Raw genomic sequence first — 25,590 nt, forward strand, 5'->3', positions numbered from 1 at the left:
TTTTATCGGTTAATTTACATTAACAATGATTTGGTTAACTAAGGTTAATTTAAAATAAAAGAGCAAGTGTTTTCATGTTCTCTTACTCATTCAGTCCGGCAATGAGTTTACCATAGACTTTCACAATATCGCGGACAAGATTTGCCCCGTCTGCGTCTGGGTAGCTTCCGGGGCTTATTTTACCTCAATATTGTGTAATGTGATATGGTATAGTTTTGACTTCGGCTACACTATTTTTTCATTTACACGTTGGTGTCTGTAGATAAAAGGGCTGTTAACTTCACTTAATTTCTTGCACGATCATTCTGGTTTCTTCCCGAACTGTTAGATGTCTGCCTGTTATTGGTGCTTTTGCTATTGTTGTTATTCCTATTATTATTGATATTACCTTCTTTTTTATTACTGGTTTTGCTGTTAATATTGGTCGAACGTCTATCGTTACTCACCCAGCTACGGTTATTATTTTTGCTTGTGTCATATTTGCTGTTATTACTGTAGCGGATAGGCTCTTGTGTCCTGTCACCCTTGTATTGTGAATATGATTTTTTGTGAGTCTTATTCTGCGACCAAGGCTGTTGCTCGTTTATCACTACCTTGTACATGCTGTACAAATCATATTTTCTGTATCTATCAGGCAGGTACTGGTTTGATATCCAGTTGCTCCCCGATAGGTAATAGAATAGCGAATTAGCTATATCGTAATAAACATTGAGATCGGGTATATAGTAATACCCTGCATAATCATATCCTGTAGGTCCCCATGAAGGTTGCTTGTCCAGATTGATGTTAATATTTATATTCTGTGCCGGAGCCAGACTGATAAGTCCTGTTGCGAAGAATAGGCTTATTGCTATTATTATCTTTTTCATAATGCTTTGTTTTTAAATTGTTTACTCAAAATTAATAACCACTGATCATCCGCACAAGGCAAATCGACAAAGAGGACAGTATGATCGACAAAAAGTTAAAATATATCCTCTGAGTCTTTTTGTATTTATATCAAAGGAGCTTCTATTACCTTCACAGGATTGCCCCGTTCGAGGCTGTTATGATTGCTCCAGTTGCTTTGTGCTATGCGCATCGCCTGTTCTACGTTCCATGCAGCAAGCTTTACCAACAGGCGTTCGGTAGCCAGTTTTTTGTTTTGTAGTTGCGACCGTTGATCCGAAGCTGTAACAGACAGACCTGTAGGTATATGCACAGCCCTTACAGCCGATTCAGTCTTGTTTACGTGTTGCCCACCCGGTCCTGATGCACGTAACGTTTCGTACCGGATTTCCTTTTCATTAGCTTGTATGTTTTCACTAACGGAGAATGTGCGGACGCCGATGAACCAGTTCTTACGTTTATGATAGATTCTGTATGGGCTCTTCGATATCCACAATACTGTTCCTTCCCATTCTTTGATGAATTCGTCGGGCTTTTCACCTTCTATGGATAATGTTGCAGACAGGAGGGTGCGGTTTATCTCACCCTCTTCCCTGTCTAAAACATCAGCTTTCAGACCTTTTTCTTTAGCTTGCCTAAGTATTCTCTCTAACACCAGAGCCACTACACGACAACATTCGGCAGGCCCTCGTCCCGAGGTTATTTGTATGTATATTTTAGTTTTCATCGTTTCATTACTCTTTATTCATTCTTACTATTTTCGGCATGAAACGCCCATGAATATCCACTAACGCTTCCTGTGCCGGCATCACTCTGTCAATATCCTTGTATGCCAGAGGCATCTCTTCTACACTGCCGCCGATGAGCGTTACTCCCTGTTGGCTTAACAGCTTTTTCAGTGCCGACTGGGTGAATTGCTCTTTTGCCTTTTGGCGCGACATGGCACGACCTGCCCCGTGTGAGGCCGAATTTAATGATTCACTGACACCCTTTCCGCACACAAGGTATCCTGCTGTAGCCATGCTACCCGGTATAAATCCGGCAATACCCTTTCCGGCAGGAGTAGCTCCCTTTCGGTGTACGATGGCATATTTTCCGGCAGCAATCTCTTCCCGCCAGGCAAAGTTGTGATGATTGTTCACATTTGCCAATGCTTTCAATCCCAACGCTTTGGATAGGTTGATGTGTATGCGTTCGTGGCATGCCTGCGCAAAATCTCCGGCAAGATTCATGCTCAGCCAGTATTCCTGCCCTTCTTCGCTATCTAAGCCTAGCCAAGCAAAGTGCTGTGCCTGACGTGGAAGTTTACACACTTCGCGGGCTATGTTGCTGTAATGCCTTGCTATGGCCGCCCCCATGCCGCGCGAGCCGGAGTGGGAGAGTAGGGCTACGTAGTTCCCTGCTGGAAGTTTCAGTACATTGCTTTCGGTCAATTCTATTTCTCCGAACTCAACGAAATGGTTTCCTCCTCCCGATGTCCCCAGTTGCCGCACCACTTTCCCATGAAGCATTTTTAGCAATGGAGTCCGTTGAAACTCGCTTCTGTCAAGTATCTCATGCTCTTGTGCGAAGGGTAGCCCTCCCTCCATTCCGAAATGTGTGTATCCCTTCAATGCTTCTTTTATCTGGTGCGAATAACGTTTCAGATAATCTGACTTTGCATCGAATACGGTCAGGCTCATCCTACAACCGATGTCTACACCCACTGCATAAGGTATCACTGCATTGTCTACAGCCAGTACACCACCAATGGGTAAACCATATCCGGCGTGTGCATCGGGCATCAGTGCGCCCGATAGTGTTACCGGTAGCCGCATAGCCAGCTCCATCTGTTGCTTGGCAAGGCTCTCTATAAATTTGCCACCGTAAGTTTTGAATGGTAGCGGATTATCGAGCAGGTCATACACTGTATATTTCTTTTCGTATGTGGTAGGAGCGAAATGCTCGGCAAGTTTGCACCACACCTCATTGTCTTTGTACTTTTCGGGATTTGCCAACAGGTCACACAGCAGTTTTGTTATTTGATCCTTGCTGTCGTGCTTGCAGTGTTTGCTTATGATATTTATAGCGAGGCTGCGAGCCACATTGTTAGTGTATCCCAGTTTGCTTAATTCTTTTGTTCGTATTTTCATAATTCTTTTTCTTCGTAAAAATATTCTTCTGTTATCTGGTGCAACGGCGCATTCCTTAACGAGTTGTAACTGTATTTTTTCCTGTCTTCCTGTTCATTTATTACTTTTTTCCATGAATACGTGTTGCCACCTTGTAATTTAATCAATCGTCCTCGATTTTTATGCTTGTCGAGGTAGTCGCCCAGTTCGTCACGATATTGTTCCAGTTCCGAATCTTTGATCTGAACTTTGGTTATCATGTGCGGCTTTGTCTGCAACACAAAACGCCATTGTTCTATAAATATGTATTTGATCTTATGTAATTTACTCGGATAGTGGTAGTATTCTACCGGATAGAAATATTTCCTTTCTTCTTCCGTAAAGTTCTTTACTTTGTCGAATACGTAGCTGTCTATCTCCTGCAATGTCTGTTCGTTACGAATTCTGAACTTCCATTTTCCGATTCTTCTTTTCTTTTGTTTAAATGTTTTGTGCGGACTATACCATACTGTATTTATCTTATCCAGTATCGTCTGATAAAAGTCGGCGCATTTACTGTATTTGGTTTCCTCAGTCAGTACAAATAACCTTTTGTAGCCTCGTTGTATAGGTGGATTCAGATACTCATATCCCAGATCCCTTATCTGGCATTCCACACGCCTGTACTCTTTGTTGAGCCAAAGTATTTCTTTGTCCCTAGCGGTGCGGATACGCCTTGTTTTCCAACGTCGCGACGGCAGGTTATTTTGCACAATGAGTTCCTGTTCATTCGCAAAATTGCCCATGACAATTAGTTTATCCGATACAGCGCGACAAAAGGCACAACAGGCCATGATGCCGATATATCAGCAGTAAAAAATTCGATAAATTGTGATTGCAGGACTAATCAACGTCTGCCAACAGCAGTTTTTGGCATTTGACTATATAAGTTGTAAAGGCTTTTCGTCCCGATAAGCCAACTTAGTCCTAGTTTTTGATTTTATTTTCGTTCAAACATAATTGTACCCTTTCTCTATGTTTTTAAAGGGTTAATACTCTTTTTACGGCAGCAAAGATAATATGAGTTTTTGAATTAACAAATATTTAGAATAAAATTATTTTTTGACAGGCTTACCTGCTCCGCAGTATATTTATATCTCCCCGTTTCCTGTATTTTACTCCGTCAGAGCCCTGAGCTTCTATTACATAGAAATATACTCCGGTATTTACATATTTGCCTTTGTGGCGTCCGTCCCAGCCTTTTGCCGGATCGGTAGATTCGTACATTTTTACACCCCATCGGTTGACGATTGCCATCCGGAATTTGACAATCGACTTATACGCCACTCTGAATTCATCATTCGAGCCGGGTGAATCGCCCGGTGAAAAATAGTTGGGTACATCGAGAAACGACTCTGTAATGGTAAATGAATATTGGGCTTGGTCCACATTCTCATCTTTGTCGGCTACTTCGAGTACAACAACGTATTCGCCGCTTTGCTCAAATGTATAGTATATATTTTCGTCGGTATAACGTGCAATAGCATTGTCAGTATCACTTTTTCGGTAGATGTACCATGTGTAATAAACAGCATCTTCGCCTCCTGTACCGTAAAAATGGATAACAGCAGGGGCAGAAAATATTCTGTCTTCGATTTCTGTTTCGGTTATCTTTTCATTCAGGGCATCCCTTCTTTCCAGTTCGGCTTCTATCTGTGCCTTTATACCTCCACCTGTATCCTGAGAAAAGGCGTATATATATGCGGTTAGCATCAATAGTAAAAGAAACGATTTTTTCATAAATGATGTTTTTCTAAAAAAGTAAACCCTCTATCTTTTAACGGAAAGAGGGCTATCTTATTATAAGGCAAACAGTGTTATGTCACTCTGTCCTGTTTATTCAGGGATGCAGAACAACACCTACCTGTTTGAATATTTTCTCTATTTTCTCCAGAGCAATATCAACCTGCTCTTTTGTATGGGTTGCCATCAGGGAGAAGCGAATAAGTGTATCAGCCGGAGCAACTGCCGGAGATACAACCGGATTTACGAAAACGCCTTCTTCGAAAAGCATTTTGGTAATCATGAATGTTTTTTCGTTATCTCTGATAAACAATGGAATGATAGGAGTCGAAGTATGTCCTATCTCGAATCCTCTTTGCCGGAAACCATCGAGTGAATAGTGGGTGATATCCCACAGGGCCTTAATCCTTTCCGGTTCTTGAGTTATGATGTCCAGAGCTGCACTGGCTGCCGCAGTTGCTGCCGGCGTAGCACTGGCTGTGAATATGTATGCTCGTGAATTGTGACGCAGATAATCGAGTATTGTTTCGCTTCCGGCAATGAATCCGCCGATAGAAGCCAGTGATTTGCTGAATGTACCCATTATAAGCTCTACATCGTCTACCAGTCCGCATTGGTCTACCAGTCCTTTGCCGCTAAAGTCTTTTCCGAATACGCCCAGGCTGTGGGCTTCGTCGACCATAACACTGGCATTGTATTTCTTCGAAAGTCTTACTATTTCCGGTAGGTTTGTCACATCGCCTTCCATGCTGAATACGCCGTCTACAACAATGAGCTTCACCTTATCCGGCTCGCATCTCAATAGTTGTTTTTCGAGAGACTCCATGTCGTTGTGGCGAAACTTCAGTTTGGTAGAGTATGAAACTCTTGCACCTTCGATAATAGACGCATGATCCAACTCATCCCAAAGGATATAGTCTTCGCGCCCTGTCACGCAGGAGAGAACACCTTCGTTAACGCCAAAACCTGTAGAATAGACGATTGCATCTTCTTTGCCTACAAATTTTGCCAGCTTTTTCTCTAGTTCGACGTGTATATCTAGTGTACCATTCAAAAAGCGAGAACCCGCCATACCTGTACCATATTTTTTTACGGCATCGATGGCTGCTTCTTTCACTTTCGGGTGATTGGTTAGTCCCAGATAGGCATTTGATCCGAACATTAACACTTTTTTTCCGTTGATAACGACCTCGGTATCCTGATCGCTTTGGATTTCTCTAAAGTATGGGTAAATGCCGGCAGCGCGGGTGTTTCTTGCTGCGTCGTACCGATATAACTTATCAGTTAATAAACTCATATTCAATTTACAACAAATGTTGATTATTATAACTGCACATGATACTTCTGTATCCTACAAATTGCAGGATGCAAAAATAGCTAAAAAAAACCACAATGAAGAGCTTTTGGAATAAATATTTAAAAAAAGGATATTTTAATGTTTTCTTGTCACACATCTTCTAAAGTATAGTGCTTTTTTCTTAAATTTGCGACTTGGTCGTTATATGTACCAAGATATGTAAAAGTTTGATAGCCACTTAGTGGCTTGAGTTACATGGCAAAGAATAAAAAGAACAAACATAATTTCTGGAAACGTCTGCATTTCAAATACAGGCTTTCTGTAATGAATGAGAATACACTGGAGGAAATATGGAAGATAAAAGCTTCTATATTTTCCGGTGCTATGCTGCTGCTCGTTTTCGCGTTTTTTCTGGTGACGATTACGTCCGTTATCATTATTGCCACGCCTATACGTTACTATCTGCCGGGATATCTCGATTCCGAAGTACGCGAAAAAGCTTTACGATCAGCTATCAAAACCGATTCCCTCGAACGAAGGCTGAGATATCAGGAAGCATATATCGACAATCTGCGTGATGTCTTTGCAGGTGTACGTCAACTCGATTCTATAAAGATAATAGATACCATATCCGTATCAGAGAATGATCCTTCCCTGCAAAAGTCAGAGTTGGAAAGGGAATATACAAAACGATATGAGGAAGAAGAACGCTACAATCTGTCTGTTCTTTCGTCTACTGCAACCAATCCGATGGAGGGGCTGGTCTTTTTCAAACCCGTCAAAGGAGCGATCGTAAATAAATTTAATCCGAATAACGAAAACTTTGGCGTGACGGTGAAAATTGCTTCAAAAGAAACAGTGTCGGCCTCACTCGAAGGCGTGGTGATGTTTGCCGGATACGACCTGAAAACAGGTTATACGATACAGATACAGCATAAGAATGGATTTATATCTACCTACAAGAATAATACGATGCTTCTGAAAAAGACAGGAGACAAGGTGCGAACCGGTGAGGCTATTGCAGTAGTTGAGGCAAATGGAACAGCAAAGGAGACCTCATTCGAATTTGAATTGTGGTATAAAGGAAATGCTATGAATCCCGAAAATTACATAACCTTCTGACATTAGAGTAGGTTTGCAGCAAAAAGAGAATATTATATGAAACGAAATATTATTATCTTAGGTTCTACAGGTTCTATCGGTACACAGGCACTGGATATCGTACGCGAGCATCCCGACAATTTTGAGGTGTATGCCCTTACCGCTAACGAAAATGTAGACTTGCTGATAAAACAAGCCAGAGAATTCTCACCCGAAGTTGTCGTTATTGCCAACGAAAACAAATACGATCAGTTAAAGGAAGCATTAAGAGACATGCCTGTAAAGGTGTGGGCGGGAAGCGAATCTATCGCACAGGTGGTGGAGAGTAGTCCTGTGGATATGGTGCTTACGGCTATGGTAGGTTATTCGGGACTGAAACCTACGATAAATGCAATAAAGGCCGGAAAAGCGATTGCTCTGGCTAATAAAGAAACACTGGTAGTTGCCGGAGAGCTGATAACAGCATTAGCTGTGGAAAACAAGGTGCCGATATTGCCGGTAGATTCGGAGCATTCGGCTATTTTTCAGTGCCTGACAGGAGAGCGTGCACCAATTGAGAAAATCATACTCACCGCATCGGGCGGGCCATTCCGTAATCATACCAAAGAGCAGTTGGCAAAGGTAACTAAAGCTGAAGCCCTGAAACACCCTAACTGGGATATGGGGGCGAAGGTAACGATCGATTCTGCATCTCTGATGAACAAAGGGCTGGAAATGATCGAAGCCAAATGGCTGTTCGATGTTACTCCCGACCAGATAGAAGTGGTGGTGCATCCGCAGTCTATTATACACTCGATGGTGCAATTCGAGGATTCGTCTATCATAGCACAACTTGGGTTGCCGGATATGCACCTGCCGATACAATATGCACTGGCTTATCCTATGCGATTGAAATCGAACTTCGAAAGGCTGGATTTCTTCAAACTGAAGACTATGACTTTCGAAAAACCGGATACTGACCGCTTTCGTAACCTTACGTTCGCATTCGAGGCAGCGCGCATCAAAGGGAATATGGCCTGTATAATGAATGCGGCTAATGAGATAGCTGTTGCGGCATTTCTTCAGGACAAAGTCGGATTCCTCGAAATGAGCCATGTGATAGAAAAGGCAATGCAGAAAACGAGCTTTGTAGCTGCACCGTCTTACGAAGACTATGTGAGCACCGACATGGAAGCACGTCATATAGCAATGGAGTTTATAAAATAAAACTATATAAAACTTTTAATGGAAACATTTTTAATCAAAGCATTACAATTAATACTGAGTTTATCCATACTGGTTGTCATTCACGAGTTCGGGCATTTTCTATTTGCGCGACTCTTCAAGATAAGAGTTGAAAAGTTCTATCTGTTTTTCAATCCCGGTTTTTCCCTATTCAAGTATAAGCCAAAGAACAGCGATACCGAATACGGTATAGGCTGGTTGCCATTGGGCGGATACGTAAAAATATCGGGGATGATAGACGAGTCGATGGACAAGGAGCAAATGGCGCAGCCTGCCCAACCTTGGGAATTCCGTTCTAAACCTGCATGGCAACGCTTGCTGGTAATGGTGGGTGGTGTGCTATTCAATTTTATACTGGCTATCATCATTTATGGAATGATACTGTTTGCATGGGGAGATAGTTTCTTGCCTACGCGTAATATAAAGACCGGGTTTGTGTTTTCTCCGACAGCTAAAGCACTGGGAGGCTATCAGGACAAAGATGTCATAATCAGCGTAGACGGTAAGGATATGGCAGAGCGTAGCGGTGTGTTACGCAACAATACATTCATGCAATTCCTCGATGCAAAAGAGGTAGTAGTAGAACGTGGCGGAGAACTAGTAACGCTGCATATGCCCGATGATTTCGGAAATAAGATAGCTGCTGCCATAAAGGAAGAGAAGCGGATGCCTTACGATATGTGGATGCCTTGCAAGGTAGACAGTGTATTCTCGTGGGCTAAGATCGCCGATGTGCGCCCCGGTGACAGCATATTGTCTCTGAATGGTGTACAGGTAGCATCTTTTATGGATGTGGTAATGGAAGCCGGAAAAGAAGAAAATTGGAATAAACTTGTGCCGTTAGTTGTTAGCCGCAAAGGGGTTATCTATTCCGGTAAAATACATATCGACGGTAAGGGTAAAATGGGAATACAGGTTAAAGTTCCTCAATCTAAATGGGAAAAGAATACATACGGCTTCTTCGCTGCTATTCCGGCAGGAGCTAAAATGGGAGTGGAAACCCTGAAGGCCTATGTGTCGCAAATACGTTTCGTCTTTACCAAAACAGGAGTGCAGAGCCTTGGTGGATTTGCAGCTATCGGGAGCCTGTTTCCTGCATCGTGGGACTGGCACGCTTTCTGGTCGATGACGGCTTTCTTGTCCATCATACTGGCATTTATGAACATTCTGCCTATTCCGGCACTCGATGGAGGGCATATTATGTTCCTGCTGTATGAAGTGATCACAAGACGTACTCCGAATGAGAAATTTATGGAATATGCACAGATGGCAGGTATGCTGTTCCTGTTGCTACTACTTCTTGTAGCTAACGGAAACGATGTGATAAGATTCCTTTTCAAGTAGAAACTGACAGAATAATATATAAATGGATACTGTAGTAGATTTAATAAATAAAAGTGATAAAACAGCTTTCTCGTTCGAAATATTACCTCCTCTTAAAGGTAATAACATCGAGAAGGTGTATAATATAATAGATAAACTGATCGAGTTCGATCCGAAGTATATAAATATCACGACGCATCACAGCGAATACATGGATAAAGAGATGCCGGATGGTACGGTCAAACGTGTGAATATAAGAAAACGTCCCGGTTCGGTGGCTATAGCTGCTTCTATTCAGCACAAGTATGATGTTATGGCTATTCCCCATATGATATGTAAGGGGTTTTCCCGAGAGGAAACCGAATATGCCCTGATGGATCTGAACTTTTTGCATGTATGCAATCTGCTCCTTTTGAGGGGTGATACCAAACGGCTTGCACCGGAGCAGATATACCCTAACATAAATGAGTATGCAACTGATTTGCAAACGCAGGTAAATAATTTCAATATGGGTATTGCTGCCGATGGCAGTGAATTTGAGAGAAATGCTACTCCGTTTGCTTATGGTATGGCGTGCTATCCCGAGGTACATGAAGATGCTGTAAGTGCCGAGTCGGATATTCAGTATATGAAACAAAAGGCAGATAATGGGGCTGAATATTTTGTGACGCAGATGTTTTTCGATAATCAGAAATATTTTTCGTTTGTAGAGAAATGCCGTAAAGAAGGAATCACACAGCCTATTATTCCCGGAGTAAAGCCGATTGTTTTGATGAATCAGCTGGAAGTATTGCCCCGTATATTCCGTTCGAGCATACCGGAAGAACTGGCATCGGAACTTCGTAAGTGTAAGACTGATGAAGAAGCAAAAGAAGTAGGTGTGGAATGGGGTATAAAACAATGTAAGGAATTGATTACCTACGGCGTGCCGAGTATTCATTTCTATTCATTGATGGCTACCGATAGTATAAGGAAAATAGCTAAGGAGATATATTGATTTGATTGTTGATAAATAACAGGAAATTTATCTATATATCCGTTAACAGTCAACAGTTAGCAGTTAATAAGAAAAAGAATTGTGAAAACTGTAAGGATTGTAAGATTTTAGTTAAAATTCACCTCACCCCGACCTTCTCCAAAGTGAGAGGGGGTTGCAAAGCCCCAAAAGGGAACGAGCTTGTAGGGGCGAACCCATGTGTTCGCCTGAAGATCAAATAAACGGGCAGACACGCGGTTTAGCCCCTACGAAAAACAAAAAATAATACTAGCAAGCTAGTAGACTATCAACTAGTAAACTTGTCAGGTTTGTCAGGTTTTAGTTAAAAAATAGGAGTAACAATGCTTTTTAAAGATATTGTAGGACAAGGCGAAGTGAAAGAGCGGCTGACCAGAACCGTACGGGAGGGGTTTATACCCCATGCCCAACTCTTTTGCGGACCGGAAGGAATAGGTAAATTCCCTCTGGCGCTGGCTTATGCCCAATATCTTAATTGCGAAAATCCGTCGGAAACCGATTCGTGCGGAAAATGTCTGTCTTGTGTCAAGTACAACAACATGGCACATCCCGATCTGCATTTTGTTTTCCCTATCGTAAAAAAAGCAGCTAAAAAGAAAGAAGTCTGTGATGATTACATAGCCGACTGGAGAGAGTTTGTAAAACAGCGCAGTTACTACTTCAACCTCAATCAGTGGCTCGAATATATAGAAGCAGAAAACTCACAGGGGCTTATTTATGCAAAGGAAAGCGAAGAAATACTGCGTAAGCTGAGCCTGAGGATATATGAGGCGAAATACAAGGTGATGATTATCTGGCTGCCTGAGAAGATGCACGAGTCGTGTGCTAACAAATTATTGAAAATAATAGAAGAGCCAACCGATAATACTGTTTTCCTGTTGGTGTCGGATACTCCCGATAACATTATTACAACAATACAGTCGCGTTGCCAGCGCATCAATATACATGGCGTAAAGGAAGCCGATATAATGCAGGCTTTGGAATCGGAATATAATATAACGCCGGATGATGCAGCCAATGTCGCCCATTTGTCGAAGGGTAGTTATCTGAAAGCGACTGAGACAATCAGCCTGAACGAAGAGCATAAATTCTTCTTCAATCTGTTTGTGCAAATGATGCGGGCTTCGTATGCACGCAACATAAAAGAAATAAAGGCGATAGGAAACGAACTGGGCGCTATAGGTCGCGAAAACCAGAAAAGTTTTCTTATCTACAGCCAGCGCATGATACGCGAATATTTTGTAAGCAATCTGAGTCAGCCCGAAATGGTATATCTGGCACAGGATGAAACAAACTTCGGTACACGTTTCGCTCCGTTCATCAACGAGCGCAATATTATAGGCTTCATGGACGAACTGGCTTTGGCCGAAAGGCATATCGAACAGAATGTAAATGCCAAGATGGTATTTTTCGACCTGTGCCTGAAAATTACAATGTTGATAAAACAATAAATATAAACCCACAAAGCTGTAAAAGGGGCTTTGTTTTACTTAATTTAATACAATATATAATGAGTTTAAATCAAAATACATTTATTCCGAACGATTGTCAGGGGACATGCAAAACGCCTATCGGGTGTACATGTGCGCGGGCAAACAAAAAGGCATTAGATCCGTCTTCCGGTGTGGCTGAAACCACCACAAAGACCTGTGGTTGCGGTTCAGGCGGCGGTTGCAGTTCAGGTGGAAGCTGCTCTTGCAAGTCAGGTGGCAGTTGTTCATGTAAATCCGGTGGTGGTTGTTCCAAAGGCGGCGGTTGTTGCAGTGGTACCCACAAACTGGAAGTTTATAACTGGTTGCAGGACTTACCCGAAGTAGAAGGAGAGTCTCAGATGGTGGAGGTACAGTTCAAAAATACCCGAAAAGGTTACTATCTGAATAGTAATGATCTGGAATTGTTTAAAGGTGATATTGTTGCCGTAGAAGCCACTCCCGGACACGATATTGGCGAAGTAACCCTCACCGGAAAACTGGTGCAGCTGCAAATGCTGAAAAATAACTACAGGGGCGAAACCAAGCGAGTATATCGCATAGCGAAACAAACTGATATAGAGAAATGGGGAGAGGCTAAGAAGAAAGAGCATAAAACAATGCTCAGGGCGCGCGAGATAGCCGAAGAACTGAAACTGGGGATGAAGATAAGCGACGTAGAATTTCAGGGCGATGGCAACAAGGCGATATTTTATTATATAGCCGATGAGCGTGTCGACTTCCGCCAGCTTATTAAAGTTTACGCATCCGAGTTTCGTGTAAAGATAGAAATGAAACAGATAGGAGCTCGTCAGGAAGCCGGAAGGGTAGGAGGTATCGGTCCATGCGGACGCGAATTGTGTTGCTCCAGTTCCATGTCTAACTTTGTGTCTGTGTCTACTTCTGCTGCGCGGTTGCAGGATATCCCGCTGAATCCGCAAAAACTGGCGGGGCAGTGTGGTAAACTGAAATGTTGTCTCAACTTTGAAGTGGATACGTATGTAGAGGCACAGCGTAAGCTACCTTCCCGAGAAGCTACATTGGAGACAAAAGATGCGACTTACTATCATTTCAAGACCGATATATTGTCGGGTATGATGACTTATTCTACCGACAGGAATTTTGCAGCCAATCTTGTTACCCTGCCTAAAGAACGCGTGTACGAAGTACAGCGTATCAATAAGCGTGGCGACAGACCGGCTCATTTGGTTGTTGATACTCAGGAACAGGATGATAAACCTGTGTCGCACGATATATTGCAGGAGAATATCAATCGTTTCGATAACAACAACAGGAATAAAAAGAAGAAGTTTGTAAAGAATAAGGGAAATAATGATCAGGGAGGAAGCAATCAGGGGAATAATAATAAACCTGTGAATAACCGCGCTGATCATAATAACAGGCCTCAACAGGCTAATAATAACCAGAATCAGAACAGAGAAGCCGGTTCTAATCAAAATCAGAAGAGGAATAACAATCATAGGAATAACAGGAACAACAGAAACAGACCGGACAGAAATGGAAAGCCCGATCAGAAAAAACCTGAGGCATAAAGTCGTATTTGTACTGCTTTTTGCATTACTTACAATGGTGAATATCTCCTGTGAAAAACAGGAGATATATTACCGTTTCCATGAATTGAAGGATGCCCGATGGACGCAAACCGATACGATGGTATTCGATGTAGACTCTACGCTATTCGATTTGTACACTCCCTACCGGTTGAGTGTAGAGGTCACCAATAATACGAACTACCCATACAAGAATATATGGTTCTTTGTACATGACAATCAGAGCAACGATACCATCTTTGAAAAATCTTCGATAGAGTTTCAGTTGGCGGATGAGTTCGGAAAATGGAATGGTTCGGGGTTCGGTACATTGTTTCAGGTGTCATTTCCTCTCAACGAAAACCTTATCTTTACACAGAAACGCAATTATTGTATAAAGATAGGACATGGCATGCGTGACGAATCGCTGACCGGAATTGAAAAGATAGGCCTTAAAATAGAAAAGGTAATACCCTAGTTAAGATCGTTAATCGATCATCTTATTCTTTATTATTATCAATATAATAATGATAGCCATGATACCCGATATCGTAAAACCCAGAAATCCAAAGACTGACACACCCCATAGCTTAGGCGGCATGTCGGCAAGAACTAAAATGGACGATCCAATGGCAAGTGATGATATGATAAGGGCTATGACCAGAAGGTTTATTGTATTTCTGATGTCATGCAAACCTTTCAGGTTGTGATTTACTTCCAGCTCGTTGTTGTTCATTTTCTGTATCAGAGCATGCGCATCTTCGGGTAGCTCTTCCAGTTTATCACCCAGATTGTATAGCTTGTCTATAACCTTGTTTGTCAGGTGTTTTGGGTTAAGCCTGCTCTTTATTAGCTTTATTCCATAAGGCCTTATATTCTCTATAATATCCTCTTCCAGTCCCAGTTCTCTTCCAGTTCCTTCCAGAAGGACAATACCCCTTATCAGCAGATAGATATAGTCGGGTAGTACGACCTCATTCTCATTCAGCATTTTACTGAATTTTTTTGTAATGTCGTTCAAATCCAGCTCCTTGATAGAGGTACTTTCCAATATGTCGAGAAAATCATATAGGTCACGCTGAAACTGTTCTTCGTTGGATATATTGCATTTTACGGCGACCTTCTTGATGATGCGTACCAGTCTTTTTACATCCTTTCGCAATCCATATATAATGAAGTCGCCGAGATTTTCCTTGTCATGGGGTAGCATCTTACCTACCGAACCGTAGTCGATGAACGCGATCTGTCCCGTTGTCAGTACAAATAGATTGCCCGAATGCGGATCAGCATGAAACAGTCCAAAGTCGATAATCTGCTTGAGGTAAAGGTTTACTACAGACGATGCTATATTTTTAGTATCGAGCCCTGCTTCCTGTATCTTGTCTCTGTCAGATATCTTTATCCCGTCTATGAATTCCATACAAAGTATATTGCTGTTGGATAGTTCTTTGTATGTGGTGGGGATGTATATGGTGTCGTCACCCTCAAAGTTTGACCGGAACCGCTCTATGTTAGCCAGTTCCTGTGTGAAGGATAATTCGGCTGTCACCGATTTCTCGAAGGTACTGACAATACGGCTCATCCCGACCTTGCGCGCCAATTCATAATATTTTTCGAGCAGATGGGCAAAATCTTTCATAATGAGTACATCTGCTTCGAATATTTCGCGTATGCCTTTTTTCTTCACTTTTATAATCACCTTCTGTCCTGTGCGCAGCCTTCCTGTATAGACCTGAGACAGTGACGCAGCAGCAATGGGTTCCTGATCTATATATTCGAAGATCTCATCTGTATCTACCAGCAGCTCTTCCGCTACAGTCTCATATATGTTTATGTCTTTTATGGTAACATTGTCTTGTAGCTTCTGTAACTCGACGGTGAGTTCTTCGGGTAAGAGGTCGTCACGATTGCTCAACAGTTGGCCCAGTTTTATATATGCAGGACCCAGCTCTTCCAGCACCATCCTGATACGCTCATAGATATTCATTGCGAATATTTCCTTGCGTTTCTCGCTCTTTTCTATATAGCTGTCGGGTATCAGTTTCTTTATATTCGTTTCGGTAACTAATGCCTCAAAACCATATTTGGTGAGTACAGCGGCTAGCTGTGCCGTTCTCTTTATTTTCTTCAGGTTATCCATATTATAGTAAATCAGATAGTAAATGTAAAGAATTATTGTTGTATATAGTATTATATATAGATGGAATATCTTAATGCTAACTTGTTTTATTTGTTAATAAATAACACATTAAATCGCTCTGCATTTTTATTCATATGTTATATTGAGTAGTTAGTAGTTAAATAGCAAATTGATTGTTTTTCTTTTATAAGCCTTCAGAGTCAGAGACGATGTGTCTGGTCGTTTGATTCGAAGGGTAAGTCCTTTGTAATAATAAATTTCTCTAAAATTTGCGAAATAGAAAAAATGCTTGTACTTTTACAGCCAAGATTAATTCGAAGATAAGACAATGTTCATTTTTTTACAAAATATTGCGGCTGTTTCTCCAGATTTCATGCTTGATAATTTGGCAGTTAGTTCTATTTTGTTAGAGAGAGAGAGAGAGAGAGAGAGAGAGAGAGAGAGAGAGAGAGAGAGAGAGAGAGAGAGAGAATAAGTAAAACGCAAAGACAGCGTTCCAATAACCAATCACAAAGACAAACATTTTTTTTTAACGGCTTAGCACTTTTCAATTTGAAAAGTCTTAGGGTTTTACTCACGTACTATTACGTGTACACGCATCATTGTGTGCGTGCACGCATAAGTGTAACTAATAATTTTCAAACAAACAAAAGCCGTTTGATTTTTGTAGAGAAAAAATTAAACAAGAGCCTTCTTGCCATATATCATTGGATATGTCGTGGTTGGGTGTGCCTTGTTGTCAAGATACAAATTCAATGCCTGAAGAGATATGAAGGTTTTATATTACTCTACTTATTACCGAAGTATAGTTTATTGTCTTCAATATTTGTCTTTCCTTCATTGACCTACCTTCTGTTTGGGAAAACCGAAGTCGGGAACTTCAGTGCATTGAATTTTTTTAATTGTAAGATTTATTAACAAATATATAATTTTTAATACTTAACTAAACTAGTAAGAAGATGAAAACAAAACTGATGGTCTTGTTATTAAGTACATTCTTGATAATAGGAGGACTCAATGAGATTTATGCTCAGGTAACAATAGGGTCTAACACTCCTCCGAATAAAAATGCATTATTGGATTTACAGGAGTATAGTACCGGAAAATCAGAAAAAGGGCTGTTATTGCCACGCGTGGAATTGGAAGCGACTAATCTGGCTAAGCCACTAACAGAACATACAGAGGGAATGACTGTATATAACACAGCTGTATCTCCTGCTGCTGTAAATGCTGAATATTATGTGTCTCCGGGGCTTTATTACAATGACGGAACGAAATGGGAAAGATTGCATTTAGGTGCTTCCAATTGGTTTTATATGCCTTCCATATCTTTTGATACTACTCTCGATGCGTCGGGTGTGGAAGTTAATCTATATGATTTGTATAAAGCTCAATTTTCAGTACCGGTGAAAACCAGTGCCGGAGCTCCTGCTGCAATACCATATATACCTGCTGCTACAGACTTGTACTATTATATAACAGATGCTGATCCGTCAGTCTTTACTATTAATAGTATCAGCAATGCCGGTCTTATGAATTATGATGTAAAAGCAGCGGCTACAGATTGCTCTTATATTAATATTGTCTTTGTTTTGAAGTAATTATATGATAGTGAACGAGCCTGTAAAGGTGTTGTTCTCACCAGCTAAAAGAACACAAAATGAATATATATATAAATAATAAAGTACTGCGTCCGTTTGTGATACTGGTGCTTGTTTCTCTCTTTGGGCTTAATCTGACTGCTCAGACACCGGGAGGTACAGGGTTGACTGTAGAACTATGGCTTCAGTCAGATAAAGTACAGAATACGATTCCGGCAGATGGGAGTGATATCACTCAGTGGCTGGATCGGTCTACTAACGGGATTAACTTCAAGCAGAACGCTGCCCAGCTTGTACCGAGAATAAAGTATGCAGGGATGAACTATCATCCTTCACTCGAGTTCTATACTGATGTCGAAGAAGGAAGTGCTTCCACTGCTGAAAGAACGAGGAAGCTGATAGCTGAGGCAGCCATGCAGATATCTAATACGAAATCCTATTATACTTTCTGGGTATCTGTTTTGGAACCGGGGCAATCTTACTCTTCTGCTACAGTTTTCAACTATGGGGGCAGTACCGGAGATAATGATGGATGGAGAAATGCTACAGCAAATAAGAATATCTGGATGGAGAATTCAAGCGGAGGTTCTTATTATCATACTACAGGCATAGATAAACTATATGGTATAGGTACTTCTATAAGGCCAAATGATTATCTTGCTGCTAATCCTGTAGTTTTATATCATAATGGAAAAGCAGGTACTGTTGCTACAGGTCGTGGGCGATTGAGCCAGGGTTCAAATTACCCGATCATAGGTAATGGAAATACTTCCTACAATAACTATTTCTTTGGAGAAGTCCTTGAAATTGTAGTCTTGTCAGCTACAGCAGGAACATATATTAGCGCAGCCGAACTGAAAAAGGTACATTCATATCTGGCTATTAAATATGGGATAACATTGGAAGGACAGGATCTGGTGGCATCGGACGGAACAACAGTTGTTTGGGATGGTACAGGGAGTACGAATAACGGATATAAAGACAATGTGTTCGGTATTGGTAAGGACTCCGGTTCGGGACTAAACCAAAAACAGGCATATAGTTTCGACCGCAGAGCAATGACTGTTTTTGTAGATGAACTGAAAGATCTCAACTCGATGAATACAGGTTCTATTGACGAGGGGCATTTTCTGATGTTCGGGTCTAACGATGCAAATGAAATGACAGAGTATTTTTATAATAAAGATACTCAGTTTCAGAATGATATAACTATAGAAGATGTAAATTTCCGGCAAAATCAGATATTGAAAGCACAAACAACCGGACAACCAAGCTTTACCGTAAACCTCAAACCGCATGTAAGTGCAAGGTATATTCTCGTTTCAGATAATCCGGCTTTCGATCCGGCTACTACGCGTATCTACCATGTTCTGGATGGCGAAGCAAAAGATGTACTGATAAATAATGGTGAGTATATTGGCTTTGCAACTTATGCCATTGCACCCGGAGGGGTGGTGAACGGATTGCGAATGTGGCTAAATGCAAGTAATAACATAACTACCGATTCGAATGGAGACGTTTCTAAATGGGTCGATCGACATGCCGGAAAAACATATCAGTACATGGCTGCATCCACTTATAATAAACGTCCCGGATATGGATGTGATCCTCAGATGAACTTCCATCCGGCTGTAAAATTCAGACAAGAAGGAGAATATCTGTCTTCTTATGATGGTGTTATGGATGAGGCATCACCTGATAACTATACATTCTTTAGTGTAATAAATAATAACTTTGGTAGATCAGACCGTTCATACTTTATGGGATTTGGTAACATACGTCCCGGAGGAGGAAGCTCTAGACGCCCTGCATTTGGAGTCAGGGATGAGACTATCGGAGGAGTAAATGGGGGTATCGGGCGTTTCTATGAATATGGTGGTACTGGCTCTAATCAGGGTAATAAGATCTTGTTTAAGAAAAATGCTACAACTATCGCTTACCATCAGATAGCTAGACAGACGGCTATTCGTCCACAGGCATTTATACGTTATGAATTTGATGGATATGAAAACATTATAAACGACAGTGATGATCTTGGTGGCGGTTCCTTATTGAATGGGACGAGTATGGTTGGAGTCGGTTCTGAGCGTGCCCGGAATATGATAGGGGTTATGGGTGAAATCTTTGCTTATGAAAGAGAACTCAGCCAGCCTGAAAAGAATAAAGTGTACTCCTATCTGGGACTTAAGTATGGTATTACACTGGACTTAAATAAAAGCTCAAGTGCTGTCAACTACGATTACGAGTTATCGGATGGTACTATTGTATGGAACGGTAATGCGACATCTCATCAGAAATATCACAACAATGTAGCTGCACTGGTTAAAGACGATTATATGAACCTGAACAATATGCAGGCTCATTCTACCGACCTTGGGCAAATAATACATATGGGTATAGGAACCAAGTTGGGTTGTGATCCCGACCTTACCGGATTCCCGGCAGATGTAGATAAAGCGGCAATAGTATGGGGACATGACAATACTACTCTGACGCAGGAAGTTGATTTCACCGGTAACGAGGAGATTTGTGGAGCTATAGATAAAAAAATCAGTCGTGTCTGGCTGGTACAGAAAACCGGGATCGAAAAACAAGCAGTAATGATAACCCCTGACGGAGAAGATTTCCCTTATTCGGGAGCTGGGTATCAACTGTTTCTTTTGGTTGCCGATTCTGAGGATAAATTAGTAGCCAATGCTTGGGATAAAGCTGTTCCTAGTACATATGTGAATGGTCAGCAGGTGATAAACTATACATTCACCGACGAGTTCACTTACTTCTCTATTGGTGTGAAGGCCTTACCTGGGACATGTGAGGGCTGTGACTTTGAAGGTACTAAGAACCTGGATTTCTCAACATGGACTCGTGGTGGCTTGTCGAAAGTTTACGACTTGGGTGATAATTTTACAGCTACAGTAGCAGCTAGTATAGCTTCTCCGGGTCAGTGGGTAAGCAGATATCCGAGAGCCTCCTCGCAAAGATCATTAAGAGAATACCGCAGAACAAATGCTCAGGCTCTGATGAAGACATCAATTAGCTTTACCGAGACAGCGGCTCCGACTGTAAAACAAGCTGCTGCGGCTAAATTCGATGTATTTGAAATAGATTACCGTAGTGGGAAATACGATAAGGTAAGAGTATATGGAAAATGTGACGGAGAAGAGGTCCCGGCACGCTTAAGCTATGTTGCGGCAGCTAACAGAAGTTCCTATGAAATAAGGGGCAGCTATGCCATTGCTAAACGTCGTCCTACATCGTCTTATACGGCAACAAGAGGTAAACTGCATGTCGAATTTGATTATCCGGTACAGGAAGTTATTGTAGAGCATACTGCCACAGGAAGAGTCACAGGAAATAAACGATTAGGTATAGGCCCTATGCAGTTTACCTGCCCTCAGCCATTACCTCCTGTTAACGAAGATGGTCTTATATTTACAAAAGAAGCTCCATCAGAAGTTCTGGTTTGTCAAGAAGTTACCTATACATTCAATATACACAATACAAACTGTAGCCCTAAACCTGTTAATTTCTCAGATATACTGGATGATGGCATGATTTGGGTATCGGGAGGATTGTCTGTAGATGATGCTGCGATAAGCAGTGCGACAATAAATGAATATGCCGGTGCTAGAGAACTGAAGATAGATAACCTTATGGTTCCGGGTTCGTCAATGTTGTCATTCAGAGCCACAGCCGTATTCAAAGATGATGCGGTTGCTCCTAAAGTGTACGAAAATCAGGCAGTGCTGGAGTATAAGCGAATTGTTGATAGTGGAGAAGTCGATGCTGATCCTCTGTATAGCTGCGACAGGTTGACTGCGGGTTGTGAAAAGACAAAAGTCAATGCACTACCGGTATCGAACCGTCCGAAGCGTGTTGAGGTAAAAGAGTTTAAAGTTGATAATAGTTGCTATAAAGAAGATAAAACATATACAGTGACTATTACGCTCAACAACCCTAACGATGATGCAATCGTAAATAGTCTACTTGATATTGGCTTCAATGAAGAGTTTACTTATGTGAACAATAGCCTGAAATCGACACCGGGAACGGTGCTTTCCGGAGCTACGATAGACGCTAGTATGGAAGGATTATTATTTGTGGAAGGGTTCAGTGTTCCTTCGGGACAGAGCACATTCACGTTCGAGATCAAATCACCGGCTAAAACCGCTTTAGTGCAGGCTACCGATATCGATGGTAATCTTCTGGTTGACCAAAATGGAGACCCGGTTTGGGTATCTCTGGACGTTGACTTCGATTTCTCAAATGAATCTTCGGATATTTGTCAGGATGCAATATTTATAGAGGCAAATGGAGCTAAAGAGCTTCCATACTGTTCAACTAAAGATTGTGTAATTAGTAATAAAAATGTTACGCCTGTCATCAAGAGATAAAATCTATTAGAACTATCTTTCATGTTGAAGAGACTGTCCCCAAAGTATAAGGGACAGTCTCTTTTGTTTTTTTAATGAGAAGTGTCGGGACTTCTTCTCATATTGTAAGGTCATATGCAATAATAATGCGATATGAATTATAAATTAACACATGCTTGTTTTAAGTGTAATATAAAAACAAAGAAGGTTTCCGGACTAAGCCTGGAAACCATCTTTTATTTTGTCTTATAAACTTAGGTTTAGTAAAGACAAGTCCCGAATGCAGGAAAGATTACATCATTCCACCCATTCCGCCACCCATCGGAGGCATTGGAGCAGGATTGTCTTCTTTCTTGTCAGCAATGATACACTCTGTTGTCAGGAACATACCTGCAATAGAAGCAGCATTCTCAAGAGCTACGCGGGCAACTTTAGCAGGGTCTATAACACCCGATGCGTTCAGGTTTTCGTAAACGTCTGTACGGGCATTGTAACCGAAATCGGCTTTGCCTTCGCGTACTTTCTGTACCACTACAGCACCTTCTTTACCGCTGTTGGCTACTATTTGGCGAAGAGGCTCTTCGATAGCACGCTTAACGATTTCGATACCTGTAGTTTCGTCTTCGTTTTCACCCTTCATGTTGTCAAGGGCGTCGATAGCACGAATGTAAGCTATACCACCTCCCGGTACTGTACCTTCTTCGATAGCAGCGCGGGTTGCAGAAAGAGCATCGTCTACGCGGTCTTTCTTTTCTTTCATTTCCACTTCCGATGGTGCACCAACATAAAGAACAGCAACACCTCCGGCAAGTTTAGCAAGACGTTCCTGTAGTTTTTCACGATCATAGTCAGAAGTTGTTTTTTCCATCTGAGCTCTGATCTGAGAAACGCGTGCAGAAATAGCATCTTTAGCGCCGGCTCCGTTTACGATTGTTGTATTGTCTTTATTGATGGTTACTTTATCGGCCGTACCAAGCATATCTATAGTAGCTGCTTCCAGTTTGATACCTCTTTCTTCCGATATTACGATACCACCTGTAAGGATAGCAATGTCTTCAAGCATTTCTTTGCGGCGGTCACCGAATCCCGGAGCTTTTACAGCACATATTTTCAGACCTGCACGAAGGCGGTTCACTACCAGAGTAGTCAGCGCTTCGGAGTCAATATCTTCTGCTATGATAAGCAACGAACGTCCCGATTTGAGAGATGCCTCAAGGATAGGAAGAATATCTTTCAATACAGAGATCTTCTTATCGTGGATCAGGATGTATGGGTTTTCAAGGTCAGCCTCCATTTTTTCCGTATCAGTTACAAAATATGGAGAAATATAACCTCTGTCGAATTGCATACCTTCTACTACATCTACGTAAGTTTCAGTGCCTTTGGCTTCTTCTACGGTGATAACACCCTCTTTTTTTACTTTACCCATAGCTTCAGCAATCAGCTTTCCGATAGTTTCGTCACCGTTTGCAGATATTTTTGCTACGTGTTCTATTTTTTGCAGGTCGTCACCTACTGCTACCGACTGAGATTTGATGTTTTCTACAACCTTAGCAACGGCTTTGTCGATACCGCGTTTCAGATCCATCGGATTTGCACCGGCAGTAACGTTCTTAAGACCTACGCTAACGATAGACTGAGCCAATACTGTAGCTGTAGTTGTACCGTCTCCGGCATCGTCGTTTGTTTTAGAAGCAACTTCTTTTACAAGTTGTGCACCCATATTTTGGAATGCTTCTTCCAATTCTATTTCTTTAGCAACTGTAACACCGTCCTTGGTGATGTGAGGTGCACCGAATTTCTTTTCGACGATTACGTTACGGCCTTTAGGGCCAAGTGTTACTTTCACTGCATTAGCCAATGCATCAACACCTTTTTTTAGCTCATCGCGAGCATCAATATTAAATTTGATTTCTTTTGCCATTGTATTTTTAAGTTTTTGAGTTTTAAAGACTTCTAGTTTGCTAGTTAATTGTTAGTTAGTACCACTAATATATTTTAGTCTGGTACACTAGTAAACTTATAGCTAGTACACTACTTAGATAATTGCAAGAATGTCGGATTGGCGCATGATCAGATACACTTCACCATCGAGTTCGATCTCTGTTCCTGCATATTTGCCATATAGAACATTGTCGTTTGGTTTTACTACCATTTCCTCGTCTTTGGTTCCGTTTCCTACTGCAATAACTTCTCCTTTAAGTGGTTTTTCCTTTGCTGTATCAGGAATAATGATACCTCCCACACTTTTTTCTTCTGCGGCAGCCGGCTTCACAAGCACTCTGTCTGCTAATGGTTTAATACTCATAATTCTGTTAAATTTTTAAATTTGTTATATTATATATTATTTCATTATCTATTTCTGTGTAAGGATAAGCGAAATGTGTGCCAAAATCATTTTCTGTCAAAACAGCAGAATTGTATTTACAGGGAACTGACAAGTCGTCATTTTGAGAAGCCTTTCCTTCTTGTGGGGCTTACCTCTATTCTATTACAAAAACAATAGTCTCCAATGCAGGGAAATTATCATACACAAACTTGGCATGCGAAGTGGCATTACGTACACACATATGCGAGCGCGGAGTCGTACCCAGCGATGCACTGTATTCGATGAAGGTTGTACGTGGGGCGTTTACCGGTATTCCATGTATATATCCTCCATTTATGAAGCGGTTTGCATAAGGCGCGAAACCTCCTGTGCGTGTAGTTCCGTCCACCAGAAAAAACATTTTGTACTTTTTCTCCTGAATGACAAACATTCCCAAAGGCGTCTCTTGCTGATAAGGCGGTTTGTGTAGTCCGGTAGTAGCCGGATTCATACTTCTGACCAACCATTTCTTACCTACCTTTTCCAGTGTGGCGATATTTTCGTTGTAGCGGTCTACAATGATGGCATGCCTGAATGTGACAGTGTCGGAGACTACTTTTACATACCTTTTCGGTACAAGCCATTCTCCATCGAAATCGGTCGTTTCTATCCTGATAAAATTGGATGTACTGTTGTGCCATATCTTTATCAGTGCACCGTCTCTGCCATATCTTTCCGGTGTCACTGTATCATTTGTCAGGTAAAGGGGGATTCCCTGAAACCGCTCTACGCCAATGGTGTCGGCTACCCGCTTGTATTCGTTTCGTTTATAGCTGCGTACAAGGGGTGCTTCTCCGTTTCCGTTGCGGTAGTTTTGCAGGATACCCCATTTGCCGTGTACCAGTTGGGTAGTCTCCAGATGTGCCAGCTTCTCTTTGATTTTATCCCATTGGAAACGGCGTACTGTATCTTTGTACGGATATTTGTCTTCGAGTGTATATTGCTCGTATAACAGTTCTTTTTCTATTATTATCTCCTCCGCTGTTACTTTCCTTTCTTTCAGCATTTGCAGAGTGTTCGAAATCCGGGTACCAATGTATCTTTCGGTTTTGCTTGTTTCTTCCGAACATGAGTATAATAATATAAGTAGTCCTGCGAATAAGAATGGAAGTACCGCTTTTTCTCTCTTCATTAACGCGATTTAATATTAGTTCATAAAATAAATAGCTGTCCGAAAAATGACAACTGACAGCCACAGAGGCGGACTATATGTAAAAGTAACAAAGGTAACATATTTTTTCTTTTGTGTTTCTGACCTTTCCACGATAATATTTTAACTAAAAGCTTACAGGCAGTGGTTACAGGAGCACAGCGTATGTAAAGCTTACATTTTTTTGCTGCCCTATCC

The 25,590-nt window shown here is 41.5% G+C and carries 19 protein-coding genes; 9 read left to right on the forward strand and 10 right to left on the reverse strand.

Annotation, left to right across the window (positions count from 1 at the left end; all coding sequences use genetic code 11):
* Positions 1-284 precede the first annotated feature (284 nt).
* The 6 genes from M2448_RS13550 to M2448_RS13575 form a co-directional block, all read right to left on the reverse strand.
* A complete protein-coding gene (locus M2448_RS13550; RefSeq protein WP_280646517.1) occupies positions 285-869 on the reverse strand; it encodes a hypothetical protein in 585 nt (194 codons plus the stop codon).
* Between the two features lie 125 nt (positions 870-994).
* Complete coding sequence (prfH, locus tag M2448_RS13555) at positions 995-1,615, reverse strand: peptide chain release factor H (protein ID WP_280646518.1); 621 nt, start codon at positions 1,613-1,615, stop codon at positions 995-997.
* A gap of 7 nt (positions 1,616-1,622) precedes the next feature.
* Positions 1,623-3,020 carry an RtcB family protein gene (locus M2448_RS13560; RefSeq protein WP_280646519.1) on the reverse strand — a complete coding sequence of 466 codons (1,398 nt, stop codon included), beginning with the start codon at positions 3,018-3,020 and terminating at the stop codon, positions 1,623-1,625.
* A complete protein-coding gene (locus tag M2448_RS13565; RefSeq protein WP_280646520.1) occupies positions 3,017-3,784 on the reverse strand; it encodes a hypothetical protein in 768 nt (255 codons plus the stop codon). Before M2448_RS13565 ends, M2448_RS13560 begins: the two co-directional genes overlap by 4 nt.
* 325 nt (positions 3,785-4,109) lie before the next feature.
* Entirely contained in the window at positions 4,110-4,778 is a 669-nt protein-coding gene (locus M2448_RS13570) for a gliding motility-associated C-terminal domain-containing protein (RefSeq protein ID WP_280646521.1), read from the reverse strand.
* 100 nt (positions 4,779-4,878) lie between these two features.
* The gene (locus tag M2448_RS13575) at positions 4,879-6,078 is read right to left on the reverse strand and encodes an aminotransferase class I/II-fold pyridoxal phosphate-dependent enzyme (protein ID WP_280646522.1); all 1,200 of its coding nucleotides are present in this window, start codon (positions 6,076-6,078) and stop codon (positions 4,879-4,881) included.
* A 255-nt stretch (positions 6,079-6,333) separates the two neighbouring features.
* On the opposite strand from M2448_RS13575, the gene M2448_RS13580 reads away from it, so the two are divergent.
* From M2448_RS13580 to M2448_RS13610, 7 genes are all read left to right on the forward strand, one after another.
* Entirely contained in the window at positions 6,334-7,200 is an 867-nt protein-coding gene (locus M2448_RS13580) for a M23 family metallopeptidase (RefSeq protein ID WP_280646523.1), read from the forward strand.
* A gap of 36 nt (positions 7,201-7,236) precedes the next feature.
* Positions 7,237-8,385, forward strand: coding sequence for a 1-deoxy-D-xylulose-5-phosphate reductoisomerase (locus M2448_RS13585; protein WP_280646524.1), 1,149 nt, complete (start codon positions 7,237-7,239; stop codon positions 8,383-8,385).
* 18 nt (positions 8,386-8,403) lie between these two features.
* Complete coding sequence (gene rseP, locus M2448_RS13590; protein WP_280646525.1) at positions 8,404-9,747, forward strand: RIP metalloprotease RseP; 1,344 nt, start codon at positions 8,404-8,406, stop codon at positions 9,745-9,747.
* A 22-nt stretch (positions 9,748-9,769) separates the two neighbouring features.
* Positions 9,770-10,723: a methylenetetrahydrofolate reductase gene (locus M2448_RS13595; protein WP_280646526.1), complete on the forward strand. Its 954-nt coding sequence runs from the start codon at positions 9,770-9,772 to the stop codon at positions 10,721-10,723.
* 341 nt (positions 10,724-11,064) lie between these two features.
* Positions 11,065-12,192, forward strand: coding sequence for a DNA polymerase III subunit delta' (gene holB, locus M2448_RS13600; RefSeq protein ID WP_280646527.1), 1,128 nt, complete (start codon positions 11,065-11,067; stop codon positions 12,190-12,192).
* A 59-nt stretch (positions 12,193-12,251) separates the two neighbouring features.
* Positions 12,252-13,763, forward strand: a complete 1,512-nt coding sequence (gene ricT, locus M2448_RS13605; protein WP_280646528.1) for a regulatory iron-sulfur-containing complex subunit RicT — start codon at positions 12,252-12,254, stop codon at positions 13,761-13,763.
* Positions 13,729-14,238 (forward strand): gliding motility lipoprotein GldH, encoded by a 510-nt coding sequence (locus tag M2448_RS13610; protein ID WP_280646529.1) that lies wholly within the window; start codon positions 13,729-13,731, stop codon positions 14,236-14,238. Before ricT ends, M2448_RS13610 begins: the two co-directional genes overlap by 35 nt.
* Positions 14,239-14,247: 9 nt before the next feature.
* Here M2448_RS13610 and M2448_RS13615 read toward each other — a convergent pair whose 3' ends face one another.
* Positions 14,248-15,900, reverse strand: coding sequence for an AarF/UbiB family protein (locus M2448_RS13615; RefSeq protein ID WP_280646530.1), 1,653 nt, complete (start codon positions 15,898-15,900; stop codon positions 14,248-14,250).
* 959 nt (positions 15,901-16,859) lie between these two features.
* On the opposite strand from M2448_RS13615, the gene M2448_RS13620 reads away from it, so the two are divergent.
* Positions 16,860-17,501, forward strand: coding sequence for a hypothetical protein (locus M2448_RS13620; RefSeq protein WP_280646531.1), 642 nt, complete (start codon positions 16,860-16,862; stop codon positions 17,499-17,501).
* Positions 17,502-17,560: 59 nt separating this feature from the next.
* A complete protein-coding gene (locus M2448_RS13625) occupies positions 17,561-21,895 on the forward strand; it encodes a hypothetical protein (protein WP_280646532.1) in 4,335 nt (1,444 codons plus the stop codon).
* A 271-nt stretch (positions 21,896-22,166) separates the two neighbouring features.
* Here the strand turns inward: M2448_RS13625 and groL are convergent, their stop codons facing one another.
* The 3 genes from groL to M2448_RS13640 all read right to left on the reverse strand — a co-directional run bounded on the left by groL (position 22,167) and on the right by M2448_RS13640 (position 25,374).
* A complete protein-coding gene (gene groL, locus M2448_RS13630; protein ID WP_280646533.1) occupies positions 22,167-23,798 on the reverse strand; it encodes a chaperonin GroEL in 1,632 nt (543 codons plus the stop codon).
* Positions 23,799-23,912: 114 nt separating this feature from the next.
* Positions 23,913-24,182, reverse strand: coding sequence for a co-chaperone GroES (locus M2448_RS13635; RefSeq protein ID WP_280646534.1), 270 nt, complete (start codon positions 24,180-24,182; stop codon positions 23,913-23,915).
* 175 nt (positions 24,183-24,357) lie between these two features.
* On the reverse strand, positions 24,358-25,374 hold the full coding sequence (locus M2448_RS13640; protein ID WP_280646535.1) for a L,D-transpeptidase: 1,017 nt from the start codon (positions 25,372-25,374) through the stop codon (positions 24,358-24,360).
* Positions 25,375-25,590: the final 216 nt, after the last annotated feature.

This window comes from Dysgonomonas sp. PF1-14 (genome assembly GCF_029892965.1).
In the GTDB taxonomy this organism is placed as follows: Bacteria; Bacteroidota; Bacteroidia; order Bacteroidales; family Dysgonomonadaceae; genus Dysgonomonas.